The sequence below is a fragment of the Deefgea chitinilytica genome, assembly GCF_016881405.1.
Lineage (GTDB): Bacteria > Pseudomonadota > Gammaproteobacteria > Burkholderiales > Chitinibacteraceae > Deefgea > Deefgea chitinilytica.
The window spans coordinates 1,016,712-1,040,400 of record NZ_WOFE01000001.1 but is presented as its reverse complement, the minus strand read 5'-3'; the positions used below and the strand labels follow the sequence as shown (position 1 = coordinate 1,040,400).

The 23,689-nt window shown below is 47.2% G+C and carries 23 protein-coding genes; 18 read left to right on the top strand and 5 right to left on the bottom strand.

The annotated features are described in order from the left end of the window. The first annotated feature begins 3 nt into the window (after positions 1-3). The 11 genes from GM173_RS04705 (at position 4) to GM173_RS04655 (ending at position 12,005) form a co-directional block, all read left to right on the top strand. On the top strand, positions 4-1,923 hold the full coding sequence (locus tag GM173_RS04705) for a tetratricopeptide repeat protein (RefSeq protein WP_203570150.1): 1,920 nt from the start codon (positions 4-6) through the stop codon (positions 1,921-1,923). A 92-nt stretch (positions 1,924-2,015) separates the two neighbouring features. Next, positions 2,016-3,494 (top strand): flagellin N-terminal helical domain-containing protein, encoded by a 1,479-nt coding sequence (locus tag GM173_RS16175; protein ID WP_203570149.1) that lies wholly within the window; start codon positions 2,016-2,018, stop codon positions 3,492-3,494. Positions 3,495-3,568: 74 nt separating this feature from the next. After that, positions 3,569-3,952 carry a flagellar protein FlaG gene (locus GM173_RS04695; protein WP_203570148.1) on the top strand — a complete coding sequence of 128 codons (384 nt, stop codon included), beginning with the start codon at positions 3,569-3,571 and terminating at the stop codon, positions 3,950-3,952. A 117-nt stretch (positions 3,953-4,069) separates the two neighbouring features. Beyond that, positions 4,070-6,052 (top strand): flagellar filament capping protein FliD, encoded by a 1,983-nt coding sequence (fliD, locus tag GM173_RS04690; protein ID WP_203570147.1) that lies wholly within the window; start codon positions 4,070-4,072, stop codon positions 6,050-6,052. Continuing rightward, positions 6,052-6,504: a flagellar export chaperone FliS gene (gene fliS, locus GM173_RS04685; protein WP_239078246.1), complete on the top strand. Its 453-nt coding sequence runs from the start codon at positions 6,052-6,054 to the stop codon at positions 6,502-6,504. Before fliD ends, fliS begins: the two co-directional genes overlap by 1 nt. Further along, complete coding sequence (locus GM173_RS04680) at positions 6,497-6,817, top strand: flagellar protein FliT (RefSeq protein ID WP_203570146.1); 321 nt, start codon at positions 6,497-6,499, stop codon at positions 6,815-6,817. Before fliS ends, GM173_RS04680 begins: the two co-directional genes overlap by 8 nt. A 29-nt stretch (positions 6,818-6,846) precedes the next feature. Continuing rightward, positions 6,847-7,293, top strand: a complete 447-nt coding sequence (locus GM173_RS16285) for a DUF2802 domain-containing protein (RefSeq protein WP_203570145.1) — start codon at positions 6,847-6,849, stop codon at positions 7,291-7,293. A gap of 17 nt (positions 7,294-7,310) precedes the next feature. Then, the gene (gene fliK, locus GM173_RS04670) at positions 7,311-8,366 is read left to right on the top strand and encodes a flagellar hook-length control protein FliK (RefSeq protein WP_203570144.1); all 1,056 of its coding nucleotides are present in this window, start codon (positions 7,311-7,313) and stop codon (positions 8,364-8,366) included. After that, positions 8,350-8,703: an EscU/YscU/HrcU family type III secretion system export apparatus switch protein gene (locus GM173_RS04665; protein WP_203570143.1), complete on the top strand. Its 354-nt coding sequence runs from the start codon at positions 8,350-8,352 to the stop codon at positions 8,701-8,703. The genes fliK and GM173_RS04665 overlap by 17 nt, the downstream gene beginning before the upstream one ends. Next, on the top strand, positions 8,700-9,839 hold the full coding sequence (locus GM173_RS04660) for an MFS transporter (protein WP_203570142.1): 1,140 nt from the start codon (positions 8,700-8,702) through the stop codon (positions 9,837-9,839). The genes GM173_RS04665 and GM173_RS04660 overlap by 4 nt, the downstream gene beginning before the upstream one ends. Before the next feature lie 159 nt (positions 9,840-9,998). Next, positions 9,999-12,005 carry an NADPH-dependent 2,4-dienoyl-CoA reductase gene (locus GM173_RS04655; protein ID WP_203570141.1) on the top strand — a complete coding sequence of 669 codons (2,007 nt, stop codon included), beginning with the start codon at positions 9,999-10,001 and terminating at the stop codon, positions 12,003-12,005. A 129-nt stretch (positions 12,006-12,134) separates the two neighbouring features. Here the strand turns inward: GM173_RS04655 and GM173_RS04650 are convergent, their stop codons facing one another. Continuing rightward, complete coding sequence (locus tag GM173_RS04650) at positions 12,135-13,040, bottom strand: recombination-associated protein RdgC (RefSeq protein ID WP_203570140.1); 906 nt, start codon at positions 13,038-13,040, stop codon at positions 12,135-12,137. 160 nt (positions 13,041-13,200) lie between these two features. On the opposite strand from GM173_RS04650, the gene GM173_RS04645 reads away from it, so the two are divergent. The 4 genes from GM173_RS04645 to GM173_RS04630 all read left to right on the top strand — a co-directional run bounded on the left by GM173_RS04645 (position 13,201) and on the right by GM173_RS04630 (position 19,079). After that, positions 13,201-14,193, top strand: a complete 993-nt coding sequence (locus GM173_RS04645; RefSeq protein ID WP_203570139.1) for an extracellular solute-binding protein — start codon at positions 13,201-13,203, stop codon at positions 14,191-14,193. A 93-nt stretch (positions 14,194-14,286) separates the two neighbouring features. After that, positions 14,287-15,888 carry an ABC transporter permease gene (locus tag GM173_RS04640; protein WP_203570138.1) on the top strand — a complete coding sequence of 534 codons (1,602 nt, stop codon included), beginning with the start codon at positions 14,287-14,289 and terminating at the stop codon, positions 15,886-15,888. Beyond that, on the top strand, positions 15,888-16,916 hold the full coding sequence (locus tag GM173_RS04635) for an ABC transporter ATP-binding protein (protein WP_203570137.1): 1,029 nt from the start codon (positions 15,888-15,890) through the stop codon (positions 16,914-16,916). Before GM173_RS04640 ends, GM173_RS04635 begins: the two co-directional genes overlap by 1 nt. A gap of 90 nt (positions 16,917-17,006) precedes the next feature. Further along, a complete protein-coding gene (locus GM173_RS04630) occupies positions 17,007-19,079 on the top strand; it encodes a methyl-accepting chemotaxis protein (protein ID WP_203570136.1) in 2,073 nt (690 codons plus the stop codon). Between the two features lie 53 nt (positions 19,080-19,132). Here the strand turns inward: GM173_RS04630 and GM173_RS04625 are convergent, their stop codons facing one another. From GM173_RS04625 to GM173_RS04610, 4 genes are read right to left on the bottom strand one after another with little or no spacing between them, the layout of a single operon-like run. After that, positions 19,133-20,848, bottom strand: coding sequence for a SulP family inorganic anion transporter (locus GM173_RS04625; protein ID WP_203570135.1), 1,716 nt, complete (start codon positions 20,846-20,848; stop codon positions 19,133-19,135). Next, positions 20,845-21,261, bottom strand: coding sequence for a DUF6691 family protein (locus tag GM173_RS04620; RefSeq protein ID WP_239078244.1), 417 nt, complete (start codon positions 21,259-21,261; stop codon positions 20,845-20,847). Before GM173_RS04620 ends, GM173_RS04625 begins: the two co-directional genes overlap by 4 nt. Positions 21,262-21,271: 10 nt before the next feature. Then, positions 21,272-21,697, bottom strand: coding sequence for a YeeE/YedE family protein (locus GM173_RS04615; RefSeq protein WP_203570134.1), 426 nt, complete (start codon positions 21,695-21,697; stop codon positions 21,272-21,274). Then, positions 21,687-22,031 carry an ArsR/SmtB family transcription factor gene (locus GM173_RS04610; protein WP_203570133.1) on the bottom strand — a complete coding sequence of 115 codons (345 nt, stop codon included), beginning with the start codon at positions 22,029-22,031 and terminating at the stop codon, positions 21,687-21,689. Before GM173_RS04610 ends, GM173_RS04615 begins: the two co-directional genes overlap by 11 nt. A gap of 81 nt (positions 22,032-22,112) precedes the next feature. Between GM173_RS04610 and GM173_RS04605 the strand changes: the two genes are divergently transcribed. Genes GM173_RS04605 through GM173_RS04595 form a run of 3 tightly spaced genes read left to right on the top strand, consistent with a single transcriptional unit; the run spans position 22,113 to position 23,634 of the window. After that, positions 22,113-22,985, top strand: a complete 873-nt coding sequence (locus GM173_RS04605; RefSeq protein WP_203570132.1) for an MBL fold metallo-hydrolase — start codon at positions 22,113-22,115, stop codon at positions 22,983-22,985. Between the two features lie 9 nt (positions 22,986-22,994). Continuing rightward, entirely contained in the window at positions 22,995-23,423 is a 429-nt protein-coding gene (trxC, locus tag GM173_RS04600) for a thioredoxin TrxC (RefSeq protein WP_203570131.1), read from the top strand. 16 nt (positions 23,424-23,439) lie between these two features. After that, the gene (locus GM173_RS04595) at positions 23,440-23,634 is read left to right on the top strand and encodes a YgaP family membrane protein (RefSeq protein ID WP_203570130.1); all 195 of its coding nucleotides are present in this window, start codon (positions 23,440-23,442) and stop codon (positions 23,632-23,634) included. Positions 23,635-23,689 lie beyond the last annotated feature (55 nt).

Here is a 23,689-nt window from a genome sequence, read left to right as displayed (position 1 = left end):
AAATTGAGTAATTCAGCCGTTTTTAAAAAGGCGCTCTCTCTACTTGAGTCAGGCAAAATAGATCAGTCCCTTGATTTATTGAGTTCAGTGACGGTGCATCACCAAGATGGTGATTTACTTCATTTGAAAGGTGCAGCCCTTGCGCGCATGGAAAATTTTCAAGATGCTGAAGTTTTTTTTCGCGCGGCATTAAAAAAGCAACCTAATAATTTCCAGTTACGCTGCAACCTTGCAAAGTCACTAAAACTGTCTGGTCAAGCTGAAAATGCGGAACAGATGTATATACAGTTGCATTCGGATCAACCGCTGGATGCTTTGGTTACTAATGAACTGGCCTCGATGGCTTTACTGAGGAATGATTTAACTTCGGCCGAATTGTATTGCAATCGAGCTCTTGCTGTGCATCCCGGTTATACACCAAGCATTATCAACTTGGTTGCTGTATACACCTTGCGTGGTCAATTTGATCAAGCCATGGGTAAATTAAATGAGGCAGAAGATGCCGAGAGTCCGCTTCTGCTGTTGCAATATGGAGCAGTTCTGTTAAAAGCTTCACGGTTTTTTGAAGCTCGTGAAGTTTTTGAGAGGTTACAAGATAGCCCAAGATTTGAGCAATTAGATGGAGTTGATGTAAGTCGTTTTTATTCGAGTTATGGTGCAGCCTTGGTCGAGCTAGGTGAGTATGAGGACGGTCGAAAATTATATGAAAAAGCAGGTGCTGGCGATTGTGATGATTGGCTTTTATTGATAAATCAAGCTCATTTTAATAGCAAGGTAGCGGGTGATTATGACGCTGCCGAGTTGCTTTATAAAGAAGCTTTAGCAAAATACCCTGATATTCCAGAAGTAAATGATTTTTATGCTGTTTTTTTGCAGCACATGGGACGGTATGAAGAGGCTTTGGTTTATCACCAAAATGCTTTAATGCTTAGACCCGACTGTCAAGAGTTTTTGTATAACCAGTCGATGACTGAAATGGCGTTGGGGCAGTTAGAGAAGGCGTGGACGCATTACGAATCGCGCTGGTCACGACAAGAGCCTTGGTCATTAAATGACAGTACACCACACTGGCAGGGGGAGAGTGGCAAGGGCAAGTCGATTCTTGTTTATCGCGAACAGGGTTTGGGAGATGAGATTATGTGGGCTACTTGCCTGCCCGACTTGGCTGGTGAGTTTGCTACGGTTGTGTATGCCTGTCATCCTAAGCTCGTTACCTTGTTTAGTCGCTCTTATCCTGAGATTGTTGTCATACCAAATCGAGTACCTAGGCATGCCTTGATGGCACAAAAGTATGATTATCAGGTGGCAATTGGTTCATTGCCAAAATTTTTTAGACAATCATTGTCAGCATTTTCTGGCCAGTCTGTATTATTACAAGACGATATTATACGTACAAACCATTGGCGTTCTCGGTTGCAAGCCCTAGAACCTGGTTTATTGGTTGGATTGGCATGGCGAAGTGGGTATCGGGATGCGATACGTAATCATAATTACTTAGATTTGCTGGATCTTGCGCCATTGTTTGAATTATCAGGTGTGCATCTGATTAACTTACAGCATCAGCTGGCAACTGAGGAACAGAGGTGGTTGGATGAGCGATTTCCTGGGCGATTGCTTTGTGCGCATGAAATTGATTTGTTTGATGATCTTGATGCAGCAGCGTGCTTAATGAAGGCGTGTGATCTGATTGTAGCTCCAGGAACAGCAACTTATATGCAGGCCGCTGCATTAGGGGTGCCAACGATCTATTTGAGTAGTTGGGCAGTTGATTATTGGCAGCTTGGCTGCCAACCTGCTTCACCATGGTTTCCTGCAGTAACTACGCTGTCTAAAGGCCTTGAAAATAGTTGGGGTTCTTTGATAAATCAGTTGTGCCATATTGTTTCATCTCTGGTAGATGAAAAAAATCATTCTTCACTATAAAGTTTAATCGCGCATAGACGATAAACAAAATGTGGGGAGCGTCTCTCCCCGGTTTAACCGGTTTATCGGATATTTGAATCTAGGAGAAAATCATGGCTCAAGTCATTAATACCAACGTAGCCTCACTTAATTCACAACGTAATCTTGATAAGTCTCAAGGCATGTTGTCGACGTCGTTGCAGCGTCTGTCTTCTGGTCTGCGTATTAACTCTGCAAAAGATGATGCTGCTGGTCTGGCGATTTCTGAGCGCTTTAGCTCTCAAATCCGCGGTATGGATCAAGCTCGGCGTAATGCCAATGATGGCATCTCAATGGCGCAGACTGCTGAGGGCGCGCTGAGCTCGTCTGGTAGTATTCTGCAGCGTATTCGTGAATTGGCAGTCCAATCAGCTAATGCTACAAATTCATCGTCAGATCGTACTGCTTTGCAGCAAGAGGTTAGTCAGCTTGCATCGGAGCTAGATCGTATTGCTCAAACTACAGAGTTTAACGGTCAGCAACTGCTCAACGGAACAAATAGCTCTGTTTATCAAGTAGGGGCGAACGCTAACCAGACAATTACATCAACAACAGCAAACTTCCGTACATCTGCTTACGGAAATTACCGAATTGGCTCTCTGGTTGCCACTGCTACAGATTCAAGAGGTGACTTGACTGCAGGAAGTACAGCAGGGGCTTTAGGTTCAACTGCTACAGCTACTAGTTCGCGTGTTGCGGGTGGAACGTTATCGATTGCTGGTGGATCAGGTTCCGCATCGGTTACGATTGCTACTGGTGATTCAGCTAAGACCGCTGCGGGTTTAGTGAATGCACAAACAGGTAACACAGGTGTAACAGCGAGTGCTCGGACAGAGCTAGACTTAACACTGGTGGCTGGTAGTATTTCATTGGATATTACTTCTAATAATACTTCTGCTCAGCGTGTTTCATTTACGGTGTCTGCAGCAACAAGTGATGGATTATCTGGTGCGATTAATGCAATTAATGAACAGTCAGGGAAAACTGGTGTCACAGCTAAATTAGACTCAACAAATACTAAAATTACGCTTGTTAATGACTCAGGGCAAAATATTACAGTAGCTGGTGTTGCTGGTAATGCTGTATCTGCTACTTTGGGTACTGTAGCGGTTGCTTCTAATGGTTCGGCTGTAGCAACTGGACAACTGACATTTGATTCTGATCGATCTTTTAGTGTGACTGGCTCAAATGCAACGGATTTTATGGCTGCAACAGGTGGAACCGCGTCACAACTACAAAAAGTTGAGCAAGTGGATGTTTCAACTGTAGCCGGTGCAAATCGTACGATTGCAATTGTTGATGGTGCTCTGCAGGCCACCAATGGTCAACGTGCAAAATTTGGTGCCTTGCAAAGTCGTTTTGAAAACACGATTTCAAACTTGCAAACTGCGGGTGAGAATATGTCGGCATCGCGTAGCCGGATTCGTGATGCTGACTTTGCTTCAGAAACGTCGAATCTGACTAAGGCACAGGTATTGCAACAAGCTGGCACTGCGATGTTGGCTCAAGCAAATGCCTTGCCACAGCAAGTATTAAGTTTGCTGCGTGGTTAATAGGAAGTAGTGGTGTAAACTAGAATTGCCTCGGCACTTCGGTGTCGAGGCTTCTCCACAATAAGAGGTGCATCATGCAAATCTCATCTGTGAATGTTTCATCTGCAATTTCGCCTCAGTTGCGACAAGATGAGGCGAGTTCTACGGTTAATAAAAAGGCTGAATCTGCTGTTGTGGCAACGCCAACGTTGACTGAGGAAGCAGTAAGCGCATTGGATCCTAAAGAGCAAGCTAGCCAAGTAGAAGATGCTGTAAAGAAAATCAACGAAACGATTAAAATGTTAAATCAAGGAATTGGTTTAGAGTTTGGCGTCGATGAAGATACGAATATTCGCTTGGTTAAATTAATCGACACTCAATCAAAAGAAATTTTGCGGCAGTTTCCATCTGAGGAAGTGATTAATATTGCGAAGGCGTTAGATAAATTGCAAGGACTTTTAGTTCGCGACAAGGCTTAGTTCCATTTTTAACAAAATTGAATTAAATGAATTTTGGAGTTTTTGATCAAACTTTGGCTTGTTTATATTAAAACTAATTTGATATAGCAGCATGGTTTGAGTATAGAGGGGAAAATCATGGCTAGTATCGACGTTAATGCAATTGTTACTCAATTAATGGAGGTCGAGCGGCAGCCCCTGAAGAAATTTGATGTTAAAAATATTGGAATTCAGGCAAGAATTAGTGCCTATGGTTCTATAAAGAGTGCCTTGTCGTCTTTTCAAACTGCAGCGCAGAAGTTATCAAACGCAGATAATTTTAATGTGATTACTGCCTCGTCGTCATCTAGTGAATATGTAAGTATTAGCGCAGCTAAAACCGCTGCCGATAGTAAGTTTTCAATCGAAGTCTCTCAACTCGCGCAAAATCAAAAATTAGCATCGACTGCATTTACCTCAACAACTGCTGAGGTTGGTGTTGGTACAATTAAACTAGACTTTGGTAAATATACCACAGCAGCTGGAGTAACTAGTTTTACTTCAAATCCAGAAAAAACATCAAAAACGATTACTATTGATGCGAGTAACAATACATTAACTGGAGTGCGCGATGCCATTAATAATGCAAAAGCAGGTGTGACTGCCAGTATTATTAATGATGGTAGTGGTTACAAACTCACGATTGTGTCTAATGATACTGGTGAATCAAATGCTTTAAAAATCACCACAACAGACACCGGGGATGGCGTTGATACCGATGCCGCTGGGTTGTCTCGGCTTGCTTACAATGCCGCAACGGGTGGCGCGGCAAATTTAACTCAAAATCAAGCTGCACAAAATGCCAAATTCAAAATCGATGGGATCGATATTAGCAAAGGTGCGAATGTCGTTTCTGATGTAGTCGATGGTGTAACATTAACTTTAAATAAAATAACGACTACTGCGGTTAATTTAAGTGTAGGTAAAAATACCAGCGGAATTAGCAAGAGCGTCCAAGATTTTGTTAAAGCATATAACGATTTATCAAAGGCCTTGACTGACTCTACTGCCTACAATAAAGACACTAAGCAAGGTGCTATTTTGAATGGCGAAGGAACTATTCGTTCTATTCAAGTTTCATTGCGTAACGCAATTAATCAAACGATTTCTGGAACGGGTGGAGATTTTAAATCGTTAGCTCAGATTGGCGTTAAATTGGATCAAAATGGCGTAATGTCGTTAGATTCAACAAAATTTAATGCAGCAATGGACAAAGATGCGCAAGGCGTAATTAGCTTGTTTGCCAGTAATGGTCGAGCAAGTGATTCATTAATAAGAATTGATAGTTTTGATAAAAATACCAATACAGTTGCTGATTTAGGGGTTTCTGTGATTCGTAATGCGGCACAGGCAACGTATACAACCTCAGCTTTAACATTTGGCGGCCCTGGAGGTACATTTAATGTTGGCGCTGGTAATAAAACGTTTGGCATTACTGTTAATGGTACCGTAGCTTCTGTCACTTTGACTGAGGGTGATTACACGCCTGCGCAATTGGCGGCAGAGCTGCAAACACGGATTAATTCTAACTCTGCACTGCAAACAGCGGGTGCAAAAGTTGGAGTGGCTATCGGGGCTGATAATAAAATTGTTATTAATAATACAAAGTATGGCAGTGAGAGTACGCTCAGTGTGACGAGCGATCTTTTGGGCACAGGAACTTCCGGTTCAATTATCGGCACTGATGTTCAAGTCAAAGTTGGTAATGATCTAAAAACCGGAGTGGGACAGCAGGTTTCATTAGATAGTGGTTTGAAATTTTCAGTATTAGGGGGCGCTGCCAGCTCACCCGATGGTGCAAGTCGCGGGACGATTAGTTTTTCACGTGGCTTTGGTTATCAGTTTGATTCAATGCTGGAGAAGATGCTCTCGAGCAAAGGTGAAGTCGCTACTCGAGTGGATGGCATGAATCGTGAGGCAAAAAATATAGCAAAACGTACTGAAGAATTTAATCGAAGGTTGGTAGATATTGAGCAGCGCTATCGTGCACAATATACTGCTTTAGATTTGGCAGTGACAAAAATGCAAAGTACGAGCACTTGGTTGTCACAGCAATTGGCAAGTTTACCTGGGGTTGGATAATGTTAGCCAATAAAAGAGCTTTGAGCGCTTACGGAAGCGAAAGTCTTGATCATCAGGTTGAATCTGCATCGCCACATCGTTTAGTTGTGATGTTATTTGATGGTGTAATTAAGGCGATTAATTTAGCTAAATTTCATTTACAGCAGGGCAATATTGCTGAAAAAGGCAAAGCCATCACGAAAGCGATTGCAATTGTAGAAGAAGGTTTACGAATCTCATTAGATAAAAACGTTGGCGGTGAATTAGCCGAGAATTTAGATTCACTGTACGAGTACGCCGCGCATCAATTATTAATGGCCAATTTACGCAACGATGAAACACTGCTGGATCAGGTTTTACAATTACTGAATGAGCTTAAGTCGGCTTGGGCTAGTATTGATCCTGCCGCGCAAGCCAATACTGGCGATGCCGCTGATGTGGCAAAAAGTATCTTGAGTTATGGTCGTGTGTAGTTATTTTGAGTTAATGCAAAAGCTAGCTGATTTTTTTGCTCTAGTAAGGCAATTTAATCAGTTAGCCGAGCAAGAGCTGTGGGATGATTTGCTTGTGCTGTGGCCTAAATATGAGCTGTTGAGCCAAAATTTGCCGCAAATTGAATGGTCGCAGTATTCAAGCGCCGAGCAGCAGTTGATACAGCAACAGATGCTTAAAATTGATGCAGTTCATTCGAATTTAATGGCTTCGACAATCGCTTGGCGTAGTGAATTACAGGATATGCTGCAAACCTCGATGCAGTCTCGGAAGCTAAACGACCATTATCGTTAACACAAATACAGAATTCATTAGGGGGTATGGTGAGTAATTCAGCTATTTATATTACTTGGCCGCAATTACTCTATGTGGGTATTCTGGTGTTGTCATTTTATATTGCCGAGTTAATTTTTTTTTGGCTACGTCATGGCCGCAAGCAAAATTCGTCGATTGATGCCAATGCATTGCAGGCACAAATTGATGACATACGCCAAGAATTAGCTTCGTCCAAAGTCAAAATCGCTGCGTTGGCAGCACAGCTGCAAGATACCCATTCGATAGATAAGGCGGCTATGTCGCTGGATCAGTGGTCAAGCCAGACTGGCTCGATAGATGATCCAGTCCTATCTGTTAATACGCCTTATGCGATGGCAATTCGTTTGGCGCAAAAGGGGGCTGATGCGCCTGAACTTGCCGTGACTTGTGGCATTTCGCGTGGCGAAGCCGATTTGATTGTGGCTATCTATCGCACTAGCTCGGATCGAGGCTAATCATGCTGGCCGGCAATATGTCTTCGACCCTGCTTTCGCAGTATTTGCGAGGTCAGCAGGGTGTGGTGGAGGCGGTCAAGCTTTCTCCTGATGACATTCGCCTCACTGTCGGTGAGAAAGTCCAGGCGACGGTGACCAATCAATTGCCTAATGGGCGCTTTGCAGTATTAATCAAAGATCAATTATTGGATCTAAACTTACCGCGCAACACGCAGCCCGGTGAGAAACTTGATCTTACCGTTGTTGCTAAATCGCCAACCTTAACGTTTAGCCTAGCCACTCAACCGCCGGTTTTGCCGCAAGCACCTAATGTAGAGCTCAGCAAAGGTGCCGCCTTGCTCAACGAAGTATTAACTAAGTCAGCGGACGGCAAAGTCGCAGTATTACAGCAAACATTGCCACTGTTTTCTGGCAAGCCTGATACGACGCAGCTGGCTGGGCAATTAGCAGGGCGCTTAGCTGAAAGTGGCTTGTTTTATGAATCACATCAAGCAGAATGGGTGACCGGACAGCGCCCCTTGCAAACCTTACTCCGTGAACCACAAGCTAGTTTCAATCTGTCGAACGCGCATTTAGAAAGCAAAACTTCTACAGAGTCGCCGCCGACGGAGTTTAAAGACCTAGTTACGAATCTTGCCAGTAAAACTCAAGATATTGCGCTGCAAGCAGCACTCAAAAAAGCCGATGATTTACCCCCTGAGCAAGCAATGCGGCAATTAGTGCGGCAACAAGTTGATTTATTAGAGCAACGCCCCTTAGTTTGGCAGGGGAATGCTTGGCCTGGTCAGCCCTTGAAGTGGGAGCTGGAGTTGCAAAATGAACAAGAACATCAGGCTGAGTTCAATGCTGAGCAGCGCCAGTGGCAAACTAGTTTGGACTTGGCTTTGCCGAAATTAGGTGCAGTTGGGGTGGTCGCCACGATGGTGCAGGGGCAATTTTCCCTAAATTTTAAGGCTGCTGATGAGCAAACGGCAGCGTTAATTAAAACGCATCAAGCTGATTTAATGCAACGCTTTGAAGCCGCAGGGCTTAGCTTAATCAAGTCACAGGTGGATCATGAAGGCACGCAGTAATTCATCCCGTGCCGTAGCATTGGCGTATCGAGAAGGAAGCGCTGCGCCACGAGTGGTCGCCAAAGGGCAAGGATTGCTCGCTGAGCGAATTATTGAAAAAGCTAAAGAAGCTGGCGTTTTTGTGCACGATTCGCCAGAAATGGTTGCCTTGCTGATGCAAGTGGATTTAGATAGCCACATTCCTCCGCAACTGTATCGTGCTGTGGCAGAATTACTGGCGTTTATTTACATGCTTGAGCGCGGTGACGATGTATTTGCTCCTGACTTTAGCCATTTGCCACCACCCGACGAGCCGCAAACGTCGCCTCTTCAAAATCAATTAACGGACTCCAAGTGATCAATTCAGACGTTTCATTGCGCCGCAGCCAGCTTGCGGTGGCCTCGCTTTTTTTAGTTTTGGGCTTTAACTTCGGTACTTGGGCCTCACGCATTCCCGCTTTAAAAACTCAGTTGGGCTTGAGTGCGGCTGAGGTCGGGATTTTATTGCTGGCCAGCGGTTTGGGCGCTGTGTTTTCTTTCCCTGTAACGGCTACTTTGCTGCATAAACTCGGCTCACGAAAAATGTGCATTTTGGCGGGGCTGACATTGCCATGTGTGCTGATTGGGCTGGCGCTGGCACCGACGTTTCCGTTGGCGATTGTCGTGATGGCATTGGAAGGCGTAACTGTTGCGTGTTTAAATGTCGCGATGAATTCGCAAGGCGTAGAGGTCGAATTGGCAGGCAAGCAAGCGATTATGTCGCGTTTACATGCCGTGTTTAGCTTAGGCGGCTTATTGGCGGCATTGTTCGCCTCGGCATTAACGACATCGACTGACTCGGTATTGATTCATTTTGTCGCTGGTGCAGCGGTGCTGTGGGCGGGCGTGCTCTATGCGATTCCTGGTTTGTTGCATGAACAAATCAAAGAAGGTGGCGCTAGCAACGGCAAGCGTTTTGTGATTCCAACAGGGGTTGCCTTATGGTTGGGTATGATTGCGCTGTGCGGCACGATCGTAGAGGGCTCGATGTCGGACTGGTCGGCACTGTATTTGAAGGATGTCGTCGGTGCCTCAGCACAGCTCGCTCCACTGGGCATTGCTTGCGTATCGGGAACGATGCTGATTGCGCGTTGGTTTGGTGATGGTTGGCGGACGCGCTTTGGCGCAGAGCGAATGTTAACGGTCGGTGGTGTGTTAGCAGGTGGTGGTTTGGCTTTAGCCTTATTGCTCGGTGGTTTGGTGCCAGCTTTGTTGGGTTTTGCTTTGGTCGGTTTAGGTGTCGCAGCGGTTTCGCCTTGTGTGTATGCGGCAGCAGCCAAGCATGGCGCGGTGGCTTTAGCGGCGGTGACGACGATGGGGTCAATTGGCGCTTTGATGGGGCCGCCGGTGATTGGCTTTATTGCGCATGCAAGTAATTTGGCGTGGGGTATGGCGGTGATTGCCTTGGCGGCGGCTTTGATATCAGTGTGTACCAAAAAAGTGAATTGGGATTGATTGGGTATATTCGCCTAGCTTATTTTTAACAAGGTTTAGGTATGTATACCGTATGCAATATTTGTCGTGATATGTTTTTCTTTGCTTAGGTGATTAACCCTAATCGTCTTTTGCTGCGATATAGGCTAAGGTGATTCAAACGATCGTTTGGAGTGGCCCATGTCGCAGTATCCGCACTTATTTGCTCCTTTAGATTTAGGCTTTACCACACTGAAAAATCGCGCCTTGATGGGCTCGATGCATACCGGTTTGGAAGAACATGCCGACGCGCCCGAGCGCCTTGCTGCGTTTTATGCAGAACGCGCGGCGGGCGGCGTTGGATTGATTGTGACTGGCGGTATTGCGCCTAATGCAGCGGGCTGTACGTTTGCTGGCGCAGCGTTATTTAATGACGCTGCGCAAATTGCGCGGCATACCCCCGTTACGCAAGCCGTACACGCCGCAGGCGGAAAAATTGCACTGCAGATTTTGCACACGGGCCGTTATGCCTATCACACTGAATCGGTTGCCCCATCACCGATCACCGCACCGATTTCACCGTTTACACCACGCGAACTGACTTCGGCTGAGATTGAGCAAACGATTGCTGATTTTGCGCATACCGCAAGTCTGGCGCAACGTGCTGGTTACGATGGCGTTGAAATCATGGGGTCGGAAGGTTATTTGATCAATCAGTTCTTGGTTGAGCGTACCAATCAGCGGCAGGATCATTGGGGCGGTAGTGTGGTCAATCGTCAGCGTTTTGCGCTGGAAATCGCCAAAGCAGTGCGGGCGGCGCTTGGCCCCGATTCCATTATAATTTTTCGAATTTCTTTGCTTGATTTAGTCGAGCAAGGTGGCACTTTGGCTGAGGCGATTGAGCTGGCGCAAGCGCTTGAATTGGCCGGCGTAACACTACTTAATACCGGTATTGGTTGGCATGAGGCGCGAATTCCAACGATTGCTGCGACTGTGCCGCGCGGCGCATATAGCTGGGTGACACGTGCACTCAAACCGCATGTCGGTGTGCCGTTGATTGCAGTTAATCGAATCAGTACGCCCGAAATTGCCGAAGCCATTCTAGTGCGCGGCGATGCTGATATGGTGTCGTTGGCGCGACCACTATTAGCAGACCCTGAGTATTTGCTTAAAGCCAAAGAAGATCGAGCGCTAGAGATTAATACCTGTATTGCTTGCAATCAGGCTTGCCTTGATCATGTGTTTGAAGGCAAGCCCGCGACGTGCTTGGTGAATCCGCGTGCAGCGCGAGAAACTGAGCTGACTATTACTGCTGTGGCTAAACCCAAAACTGTCGCTGTCGTCGGTGCTGGTCCGGCGGGCTTGTCTGCTGCGCTTACCGCAGCCCAAGCGGGACATAGTGTGACTTTGTTTGAGGCCGACGCCAAAATTGGCGGCCAATTCGGTTTAGCACAAAACATCCCTGCCAAGGCGGAGTTTACTGAAACGCTGCGCTATTTTTCGGTGATGTTGGCCAAATTCAAGGTCGGTATCCAATTGAATCAGCGCGTTTCGGCGGCGAGCTTGGCAGGCCAGTTTGATGAGGTCATTGTTGCCACCGGTGTGAGGCCACGGATTGCTCAGATCGCTGGAGTTGATCACCCCAGCGTGGTGGCGTATCCCGATTTAATTGCTGGCAAAGTGCAACCCAAACACAAAATCGCGATTATTGGTGCGGGGGGTATTGGTGTCGATGTCGCAGACTATTTAGTCAATGGTCTTCATACTCACAGGGAGTATTTGGCTGAGTGGGGTGTGGATACCACCCTACAAAGTCATGGCGGTTTATGTGCGCCAGAAATTCATGCGCCAGAGCGTGAAGTGTGGCTGCTTAAACGCAGTAAAGGCAAACCCGGTGCCGGGCCAGGGCGAACGACAGGCTGGATTCACCGTATTGGTTTGCAACGTAGCGGGGTGCATTTATGGGGTTCAGTTGAATACTTGAAAATCGACGATGCGGGGCTGCATTTGCGCCACGAAGGGGTTGAGAAGTGCTTGCCTGTTGAGCAGATTATCCTTTGTGCGGGGCAGGAATCGGTGAATTCACTGTACGCCGAGTTGTTGGCACTGAAGCAGTCGGCGCATTTGATTGGTGGTGCTCTAGAAGCTGGCGAGTTGGATGCAAAGCGGGCGATTGAGCAGGGGTTTATGACGGCGCTGTCTATATAAAAATAAGGGCGGCTTATAAAACCGCCCTTGTTTTAGGGTATTTCGCTCTGGTCATTGAATTTTATTGGCTAGGCCGATATACCCATTATTGTATGTTTTGTCTTATTTAACCTTTTTCCGCGCCAGTTTTTAGGCGGTTTCCCCACCCAAAGCCTCGATCAAGGCTGGAATAAAGCCGCGCAATTCGCCAATCAGGAGTGCCATTTGCGATTCAAATAGCGCGTCTTGGGTTTCGGCATCCATGTCTTTGACCTCGTCTTTCAGTACATCCAGCATTGCTAGTGACTTGATTTCTAGCGCTTCAGTCAGCGTAAAGGTCAGTCGTTCACCAAAGGCGAGCGACAAGCGCGTTGCGATTTTACCTGCATCAAGATGCTGGCGTACTTCATCACAATCCATCACTTGACGCTTAAAGCGAGCGATTGAGCCTTCATCGCCTGGAACTTTGAGCTCGGCATCTTGGCCGATTGAGAACGCGTCAGGTGCTTCGGTGGTTAGCCAATCGGTCATCGCCATCGCAGGGCTAGTTTCGGTGTCGATGAGCTTGGTCGGCAGACTGCCCAGTGTTTCGCGCAAGGTGGATAGCAAATATTCTGCTTTCGCGGCAGAAGCGGCATCGACAATCACTAAGCGATTGGCAAGGTCGATTAAGGCGCGATTGGTACGGCGGCGCGTAAAGGCGCGCGGGAGCAATTCATCGGTGATGCGATCTTTGAGTTCTTTCTGTTCTTTGCGACCGACTTTACGGTTTTCTTCCGCTTCGATGTGTTGCACGCGAACGTCAAGCTCGTCTTTAATCACTGCGGCAGGTAATACTTTTTCTTCGGTTTTGAGGCTGACTAAGACGGCGTCTTGGCGGGTGAAGGCAAATTCCTCCGGGGCATGACGCGCGGGGGGGATCCAACCACAGCTTTCCATGTCCATCGCGCCACAAGGCACGAAGGGGCGTTTGGCTAATTCGCTGGCGATACTATCAGCGCTCAGCGCGTGATCTGGATTGAGGCGATAAATTTGTAGATTGCGAAACCAGAGCATGCTGCATTCCTTGTTGTGGGTGGACGATTGTAGCGTTGACTGCGGATGAAGCAAAATGATTGTGAAAAATTGCGTAGCAGACTTGTTTTATGATATTGAGAATGATTGCTATTGGTGCTAAAGTGCCGTAGTATACTTTTTTACTACGGAAATTTTGACAATGAAACGGTTCGGACTGACAGTAATTGCACTTTCTATGATGGCGGGTTTAGCGCAAGCAGAAACAGTGACGGTTTATAGCGCACGTAATGAGCAACTTATTAAGCCTCTGTTTGATGCCTACACCAAAGAAACAGGCGTTGAAGTTAAAGTTCTGACCGACAAAGAAGGTCCGTTGATGGCGCGCTTGCAAGCGGAGAGTAGTAATACCCCCGCCGACCTATTGATTACTGTCGATGCTGGTAATTTGTGGCAAGCGGCGAATTTGGGTTTGTTGAAAACCGTTAAGTCTGAAACATTAAATAAAAATGTACCAGCCCATCTGCGCGACGACAAAGGCCAGTGGTACGGTTTGTCAGTACGTGCGCGGACTATGTTCTTTAACCCAGACCTTGTCAAAGCAGAAGATTTATCAACGTATGAAGATTTGGCCGATCCAAAGTGGAAGGGCAAATTGTGCTTACGTACCAGCAAAAAAGTTTATAACCAGTCTTTGGTTGCGATGATGATTGCCCAGCACGGCGAAGCGAAAACTGAAAAAATCGTTCGTGGTTGGGTGGCCAATTTAGCGACTGATGTGTTTGCCGATGACACAAAATTGTTGCAAGCCATTGCGGCGGGTCAATGTGCGGTGGGGATTGCGAATACGTATTACTTTGGTCGCTTGATCGATAAAGATCCTAAGTTTAACGCGCGTATTTTCTGGGCGAATCAAAAAACGGATGGCGTACACGTGAATGTTTCTGGTGCAGGCGTGACTCGTTACGCGAAAAATGAAGCCGGTGCGGTTAAGCTGATGGAGTGGTTGTCGTCAAGCAAAGCACAAAACATCTATGCCGATAAAGATATGGAGTTTCCAGTGAATCCGGCAGTGAAGCCAGATCAGTTGGTTGCTTCATGGGGCCCATTCAAATCAAACGTAATCAATATGAGTAAGGCTGGCGAGTTGCAATCACAAGCGGTGAAATTGATGGATCGCGCAGGTTATAAATAATCGTGTAACAAGTGTGGCTTTGTAAGTCAGCTCCGTTACAATTGATGGGCAGCTCGAAACTCGAGACTGCCCATTTTAATTTTCTGGATGTGTATGCGTTTTCTTTCTCCGCGCGGTGCGATTCTGCTGGCGCCGATTGCTTTATTGACCATTATCCCATTGTTGGTGGTGATGGCTTCGTTCCTTCACCCGGAACCTGAGATTTGGCAGCATTTATTTGAATATGTGTTGCCGGATGTATTAAAAAATACGGTCATCTTAATTTTGGGGGTGTCTATTGGGGTATTGCTGCTAGGCGTACCGCTGGCATGGCTTACCGCCGTATGCCAGTTCCCGGGGCGTCGATTTTTTGCGTGGGCTTTGATGTTGCCATTGGCGATGCCGGCGTATGTATTGGCGTTTGTGATGGTTGGTTTTCTAGACTTTACTGGCCCAGTGCAAACTTTACTGCGTGAATGGACTGGCTCATCAGCGTGGTTTCCGCGTATTCGTAGTACGGGCGGCGTAGTCATGGTGATGTCGCTGGCGTTTTATCCTTATGTTTATTTGTTGGCGCGCAACGCCTTTTTAACGCAAGGCAAGCGGGCGCTAGAAGCGGCTCAGATGTTAGGCATGTCGCGCCCGCAAGCGTTCTGGAAAGTTGCGCTACCGATGGCGAGGCCTTGGTTGATTGGTGGTCTGATCTTGGCTCTGATGGAAACTTTGGCCGATTTTGGGACGGTATCAATTTTTAATTTTGATACTTTTACCACGGCCATTTATAAATCCTGGTTTTCGTTGTTTAATTTGACCGCTGCATCTCAATTGGCCTCGCTATTGGTGTTGTTGGTGGTGATAATTTTAGCTGTCGAGCGCTGGGCGCGTGGTGCGCGCCGTTATCATGGGCGAATTGTGGCAGCGGAACGAATTGTTTTGTCGCGAGGGCAAGGACTTTGGGCGACCGCTGTATGCAGTTTGGTATTGGCGATTGCCTTTGTGATTCCGATGCTGCAATTGATCTTCTGGACGCTGCAGATATGGCGCGTTGATTTTGACGCTCGGTATATTGGTTTTATTGTGCGCTCAGTGGGCATTTCTTTATTGGCTGGTTTGCTTGTGACCAGCTTGGTCTTATTGCTGGTTTATATTCAGCGCCGTTATCCGGCAAAAATTACATCTTTATTAGTACGCTTAGCGACTGTTGGCTATGCAGTGCCTGGCACGGTGCTGGCAGTGGGCGTGTTTATTCCGATTGCTTGGCTGGATAATCAACTGCTACCGATCGCGCATGCTTTGGGTGTGGATACATTTCAAATTCTCAAAGGTTCAGTCGCGGTGATGTTACTGGCTTTGGCGGCGCGCTTTATGGCGGTGGGATTTCAGCCAATTGATGGGGCGATGCAAAGGATTAGTCATAATCAAGAAGATGCCGCGCGCACGTTGGGGGTGAGTGAGCGTGGATTGTTGTGGCGTTTGCATATTCCGCTGTTGCGTGGCGGTGTATTTACTGCCGTGCTGATGGTGTTTGTCGATGTGATGAAGGAAATGCCGATTACCTTGATGACGCGCCCGTTTGGTTGGGATACTTTGGCGGTGCGGGTGTTTGAAATGACCTCAGAGGGCATGTGGGAAAGTGCTGCTTTACCGAGTTTATTGATTGTTTTGGCTGGTTTATTGCCAGTTATATTATTAGTTAGAAAATCTGAGGGTAAGTAATGGCTTTGCTTAAGGTCGAAGGATTAGCTGTTTCGTTTGCTGGTCGTAAAGTCGTTGAGAATTTATCGTTTGATTTGGCTGAGGGCGAAATCGGCTGCTTATTGGGCGCATCGGGTTGCGGTAAAACAACGGTTTTGCGCGCCATTGCTGGATTTGAGCCCTTAGCTGGCGGACGTATTGTGCTGGCAGATCGTGAGGTTAGCTCAACGCAAGGTCAAACGCCGGTGCAAGAGCGTGGCATTGGGATGGTTTTTCAGGATTATGCGCTATTTCCTCATTTGACGGTGGCAGCCAATATTGCTTTTGGCTTGATTGATAAAGACCCGAAAGTCGTGCGTGAGCTACTCGATTTAGTGGGGCTTAATCATGTGGAAGCGCGCTACCCACATGAGTTGTCGGGTGGGCAGCAACAGCGGGTGGCCTTAGCCCGCGCATTAGCACCTAAGCCACGGCTGTTATTGCTGGATGAGCCATTTTCAAATTTGGATGTGGAATTACGCGAACGATTAGGTCAGGAAGTTCGCTCCATTTTGAAGGCTAGCGGTACGACTGCGATTTTAGTGACGCATGATCAGCGTGAAGCGTTTGCAATGGCTGATCGCGTAGGCGTGATGACCGAAGGTGCGCTACGCCAATGGGCTGCACCGTATGAGTTGTATCATGAACCCAGTGATCGATTTGTCGCCAATTTTATTGGTGAAGGTGTGTTGTTGCCCGCAAAATTAACCGGTCCTAACTGCATTGAGTTCGAATTGGGTGAGGTGTGCCGAACTGTGGCGATTGATTGTTGCATAGGCTGCGATATGGAGGTGTTGATTCGTCCTGATGATATCGTCCATGTTGATAGCAGTCCGCTCAAAGCAGAGGTTATTGCCAAGGTATTTCGCGGCGCGCATTTTTTATACACCCTTGGTTTGCCATCAGGGCAACGCGTTTTGTCATTAGTGCCTAGTCACCATAACCATGCGATCGGTGAAGCAATTGGCATTGAAGTCGAATGTGATCATGTGATTGCATTTAAGGCATAATATTTTATGCAAGAAATAAAGCTTTCTTTTTCCATTCATTAAATCCATAAAGACTCATCTATCGCAAAAATGTATGAGTTCGGAGGTTCTATGCTGCGCTTGAGTCATTGGAGTTTACGAACCAAGATTTTACTGTTCACGACAGTTTCAATTGCGGCTGGTTTTGCTGTCATGATCAGTATTATTGCGAGTCATGCTTATCAGGCGGCAAAGCAGCAGGGATTACTGCGCTTACAGGAGCAGACTCAGGCTTACGCGAATCAGGTTGAAGGCCAATTTAATGCGGCCTATCAGGTGCCGCTGAATTTGTCATTGGCTGTGCAGGGGATGAAAGGTCAATCGCTACCTGAGCGCAAGGTGCTTGATGCTTTAATTATGCGAATGTTGGAGGCGCAGCCGTTGGCTTCTGGTTTGTGGATGATTTGGGAGCCTAATGCTTTGGATGGCAAAGATGATGCGTATCGGGCTGACTGGCCTAGGCACGATCCATCTGGGCGCTATACCCCTTATATTGTACGTAGCGAAGGTAAAATTATCCAAGACACGATGCTTGGCGCCACGCAGCAAAAAGAAGCGGAACCATTTCGCGTAAAGCCTAGTGAATATAAAGTGCCTTACGAGTCATCTGGATGGGGTGATTTTTATTTCGTACCAAAACAACGACAGCAAGATACGGTGACTGAACCATTTCCATATGATGTGGGTGGTGTGAAAACCTTAATGTCGACTTTAACTGTGGCGATTAAAGATGCCTCTGGAAAATTGCTTGGTTTTTCTGGTTTAGATTTGCCGCTAGCTTCTTTGCAGGCCAGCATCGGCAAAGAAAAGCCTTATGGCGTTGGTACGGTAACCTTGATTTCAAATGCTGGGATGTATGTGGTGACCCCTGATAGCAGCAAAGCCGGCAAGAATGTCAGCGATGCGGACTATCCCACTGGATTTATGGCTGATGTAAAGGCTGGTAAGGCAAATCGGTTTGAGCGTGATGGGATTTTGTATGAATTTCAGCCGATTAAAATGGGAAATAGTAATCAGCCGTGGTCGATTGGGGTTGCTGTGCCAGAATCAGTTATTCTGGCCGATGCGATCTCTGCAAGAAATTGGGCCATTGTGGTTGGTGTGATTGCCTTGCTGGTTATTGTGGCGATTTTGAGCATTATGCTGAACATCTTGATTGCGCCACTGCAGCGTCTTGCCGTAGCGATGGAAGAAGTTTCGACCGGTGAGGGGGATTTGACCCGTCAATTGCAAATTCATGGTCAAGATGAAATCGGTCGGACTGCACAAGCTTTCAATCAGTTTGTGGTTACGTTACGAAAAATGTTTATCGAGGTGCGTGCGCAAAGTGAGGCGGTTAGTCAAGCGAGCCAGCAATTGGCGGGGCCTGCGCAAACTGTTAGCTCGTCATCAATGCATCAGGCTGAGGCTGCGACTTCTACAGCTGCCAGCGTGGAAGAGGTAACCGTTAGTATCCAGCATATTGCCGACTCTGCGCGTGATTTTGAGCATACGGCCCGTGAAACGGGTAAAGAAACAATGGCGAGCCAAGTCAAGGTAGATGAAGTTGCGAAGGAGATTACGCAAATTCATGAAACGATGTCTCGGTTGGTGGCGTCAATGCAAAGCCTGAATTCGCAGTCTTTGCAAGTTAATCAAATCGTGCAGACAATCAAAGAAATTGCCGATCAAACTAATCTACTGGCGCTCAATGCTGCGATTGAAGCCGCGCGGGCAGGTGATATGGGGCGCGGTTTTGCGGTGGTTGCTGATGAGGTGAGGAAGCTGGCTGGGCGTTCTGGTGAGGCGACCATTGAAATTTCATCGATTGTCGGGGCGATTCAGCAAGAAATCCATAAAGCCGGCGAGCATATGCAGCTAACGCAAGACCAAGTTGGGGTTAGTGTGGAAATGTCGCAGCAGGCCGCCGAGTCAATGAATAGCGTCCGCCAAGGCACTGAGTTGTTGTTGGCCAGTATTGGTGATATTGCGAACGCAACCCGCGAGCAAGCCGCAGCAAGTACGGATATTGCACAAAATATTGAAACGATTAGCACGATGTCGCAGCGTAATAGTGACGCGATGGCAGGGGTTGGTGCTTCTGTAGACGATTTGGAAAAAATGGCCGCCAGATTAAGGGCTGTAGTTGGTGGCTTTAGACTGTAGTTAATGGGTATTGCTCTGTAGCCATTGCAATTAATTGACTATAGAGCAATACATTAAATACTAAAATCTTCGTTTTTTGTTGAAAGCGTCTGAACTGCGGCATGGGTTGATAAAAAGATTGGGCTGCTGAGTTCGCGAATGAAGTCGCTGTGCTGTAATGTTTCGTGCACCGGACCTTTTACTTCGGCTAAATGCAAGGTGATGCCGATTGTTTCGAGTCGCTGGCGAAATTCTTTCAGTGCTGCAATCGCACTGACATCGATAGAGTTGACGGCTGATAAAACCAAAATTAAGTGTTTAGCCTGTGAGTGGCTGAGTAAATGTTTTTGACATTGTTCGATCACTTGGGCGCAATTGCCGAAATATAAGCTTTCATCAATGCGAATGGCCAATATCTCACTGGGCATCTCCACTTTAAAATGCAGTGCATTTCGGAAGTGCTCCGATCCCGGTACGCGCCCAATGACTGCAATATGGGGCTTGCTGCTGCGTAGCATAAAAAGTAGTAAAGATACGCCAACGCCGACCGCAATGCCGTTAATTGGGCCAATCAGCAAAACGGCTACAAATGTAAGTAACCACGCAGCACCATCACGTTGATCAATGCGCCAAGCGATCCAAAATGACTGTGGGTTGAGCATGCGGGTGGTGGCTAAAATAATTGTTGCAGCCAGCAAAGGTAGCGGCAAAAGTCCAATTACATCAGCAAAAAACAGAACGCCAATGCACATCCAGCCTGCGGTCAACACGCCCGCGATCGGGGTTCTTGCGCCACTGCTCGCGTTGACTGCTGTCCGTGAAAATCCGCCGCTCACCGCAACGCCACCAACAAAAGCCGCAGCGATATTGCTGCCGCCAAGTGCAATTAATTCTTGGTTGGTATCGATGGTTTCTTTTCGCTCTGAGGCGATCGTTTGGGCTATCGTAATGCTTTGTAAAAATCCGGCTAAGCCAATTAATAGGGCAGGTAGCCAGAGTAGCGCTAAGTCCTTGATGTTTATATTTGGCGTCGTGAAGGCAAAGTTTGATGATGGGAGTGATCCAATGCTGTGAATGGTTGAATTATCGATCACGCCAGTTTTCAAAACCCAAGCGCCCAACAGTAATACTGTGATAGGTAGTATGCGGCTCACTAGCCGCGCATGTGTTAATGAAAGCTGGAGTTTGGTGAGTAGTTGAATGGCGGGGTTGCCAGTTAAGGCTAGGAGTGTGACTCCGATCAGGCCAAACCCAGCCGAGTTGAGTGTCAGTTGCTGAGCCGCATTAGGTATATTCAACAGCCAGTTTAATGCGGTGCTGCCTTGCCATTGAATGCTGAGTAAGGGGCCGGTCTGACTCAGTGCAATTAAAAGTGCGGTGCCTGCGCTGAAGCCTTGTATGACGGGTATGGATAAAATTCGAGTTAGCTTGCCGAGTTTAAGGGCGCCAAAACCCAGCATGAACACCCCGGATAATAAAGTGAGTGTGCTAGCGAGTGCGATGTAATGCGCGGTAGTGTTTGGCGACAGTGGCGCTAATGCGGCAGCCATCATCGCGGAAGTGATCGCCATCGGTCCTACGGATTGGGTCATACTGCTGCCTAGTAGCGCATAAATCAATACCGGCACTATGCTGGCATAGAGACCATGAAGGGCGGGTAGTCCGGCGAGTTGTGCGTAGGCCAAGCTTTGGGGGATCAGAAGGAGTGCAACAATAATACTGGCTCCTAAGTCGCCGGTAGCATGTTCTTGGCGATAGTTTGGGAGCCAGTTCAGAATGGGGAGTTTCATTTGCGTTGCAGTCGCTCAAAAATAAACATTCCTACTAGCATGGCCGCTACAAAGACTGCTGCACCCGTTGATCCCGTTCCTAGTGCGACTAAAGCGGGGCCCGGGCAGATGCCAGCGATTCCCCAGCCGATGCCAAAAGCAATGCTGCCTAGTATGAGTCGACGATCAATGATATTGCTAGTTGGCAATTTCATCGGTTCTTGCGTGAGTAGTGTCGTGCTGCGTTTTTTTGCGGCGCTAAAAAAAACCAGCGCGACGCCAATCCCGCCGCCCATTACAAAGGCAAGACTAGGATCCCAGACGCCTGCTAGATCTAAAAATCCTTGTACTTTACTGGGACTTGCCATCCCAGCAAGAAGTAAGCCTAGACCAAAAAGCAGACCCGTCAATAGGCCGATTAGATTCATTTTCATTGTGTGCCTTTTACAGTATGTGTTTAATCATCAAGACGGTCAGAAAACCTGCGCCCATAAATGCGACAACTGCTGCAAGTGAGCGAACTGATAGTCGTGATAGTCCGCAAATTCCGTGCCCGCTGGTGCAACCATTCGCGTAGCGGGTGCCGATGCCAACGAGTAAGCCGGCAATGATCAACCAAGGGGTGGAGGCAACCATGGTTAAGTCAGGTAGTGGTGCAAAATATTGCCAAGCCCAGGGCGCTGCGAGTAATCCGATTACAAATAAAACGCGCCATGTTCGGTCGTTGGCACTGTTTACGAGCCCACCCACAATCCCTGCAATCCCCGCGATTTTTCCGGCTAATAAAATAAGTAGTCCTGCTGAGAGTCCAATTAAAGCGCCGCCGGCAAAACTGGCTAGAGGCGTGAAGTGAGTGTAATCAATTTGCATTGAGGTGCTCCGTGTTGTCCGTTTTGAAGTCACGAGGGCAGTAAAGTGCGTACAAAAGCTGCAGTAGTTGTAAAACTTCATCGCTAGCCAAAGAATAATAGATGCGTTTACCGTCGCGCCGTGTGTTGACTAAACCTGCATTACGTAGCACGCCTAGTTGCTGTGATAGGGTGGGTTGGCGAATGTCGAGTAATTCTTCGAAATCGGACACGCATTTTTCACCATCGACCATTTGGCACAGCAATAATAGTCGATCTTCGTTGCTCATCATTTTTAAAGTGTGTGTCGCCGTGGTGGCGGCAACTCGCATTGCATTGATTGCTTCTGGGTTCATTTTTGCCTGCTGGATAATATTGTTTGACTTTATAATATATAAAATTATAGTATATGTAAATTGTTATTTAGAGGTCGCATCATGAGTCACTCAACTGCCAATGTTATGCCGTTTTTCGATGCCGCTACTTTTACGGTGAGCTATTTAGTGTATGACTGTGTCGGTGGGCGAGCGGCGATTATTGATCCTGTGTTGGATTACGATGCTAAATCAGGCCGCACTAGCACGAAAAATGCGCAAAAAATACTAGAAGCGGTGCGGGAGCTAAATTTGACGGTTGATTGGATTTTGGAAACCCATGCCCATGCCGATCATGTGTCTGCAGCAGCTTGGTTACAGATGCAAATCGGTGGAAAGATTGCGATCGGGCAGGGGATTGATCAGGTGCAACAGATATTCAAGCCGATGTTTGGCTTAGAGCCTGATTTTGCAACGGACGGCCGCCAATTTGATCACTTGTTTGTGGCGGGAGAGCGGTTTAGTATCGGGCTGTTAAGCGCAGAAATACTGTTTGTTCCGGGGCATACCCCTGCTGATGTGGCATATTTGATTGGCGATGCCCTATTTGTTGGTGATACGATTTTTATGCCGGACGTCGGAACTGCTCGTTGTGATTTTCCCGGAGGCGATGCCGGTACTTTATTCGATTCAGTTCAGCAGCTGTATGCTTTACCTGATCGAACTCGGGTATTTGTTTGTCATGACTACTTGCCTGAAAATCGAGTTCAGTATCAGTGGGAAACAACCATTGCCGCACAAAAGCAGCATAATGTTCACATTCGAATTGATACCCTGCGCGATGACTTTATTGCGCTTCGCCAAGCACGTGACAAAACACTGGCAGTGCCAGCATTAATTCTGCCATCAATTCAGATCAATATTCGTGCAGGACATTTGCCACCCGCAGATGTAAACGGAAAACAGTTTTTAAAAATACCCCTAAATGTATTGTAAGGAAAGTAAATGAGCCTCTTGATTGAATGCCCACATTGCCACGTAACAAATCGTTTAGAAGCGAATCGATTGGCAGAGTCACCAAATTGCGGGGGCTGTCATCGCCCCTTGTTTCTGGGGGCGCCAGTACCAGCAAACTCAGACAATCTTGCAGCAATTTTAAAATGGAGCAAATTGCCTGTTGTGGTTGATTTCTGGGCGCCTTGGTGCGGTCCTTGTCAGTCATTTGCTCCTACATTTACGGCTGCTGCCGAGTCAATGGCAGGAAAGGTGCTATTTATTAAGGCCGATACTGAGGCTCAGCCAGCCTTGGGGCAACAATATCGTGTTCGTAGTATTCCCACATTAGCGGTATTTGATGGTGGTGTTGAACTAGAGCGTGTTTCAGGTGCGTTATCAGCTGGGCAGTTTAAGGCGTGGTTGATGCAATTCTTATGACCCAAGGAGGTGTGAGATGAACAATGTGGGTGGTTTTGATCGTATTCTCAGAGTGGTTTTGGGGGTGTTGTTGATCCTTGCGACAGCCTTGGGCTTTATCGGGGCTTGGGGCTGGGTTGGCGTGGTGCCGTTGGTGACTGGTTTGTTGAGAAGTTGCCCGTTGTATAAGTTATTTGGCTTTAATACTTGTCCAGTTAAGAAGGTAGATTGAAAAAATACCCCTCAATTTCATGGATTAAAATTCAATCGATTGAGGGGGCTGTTTT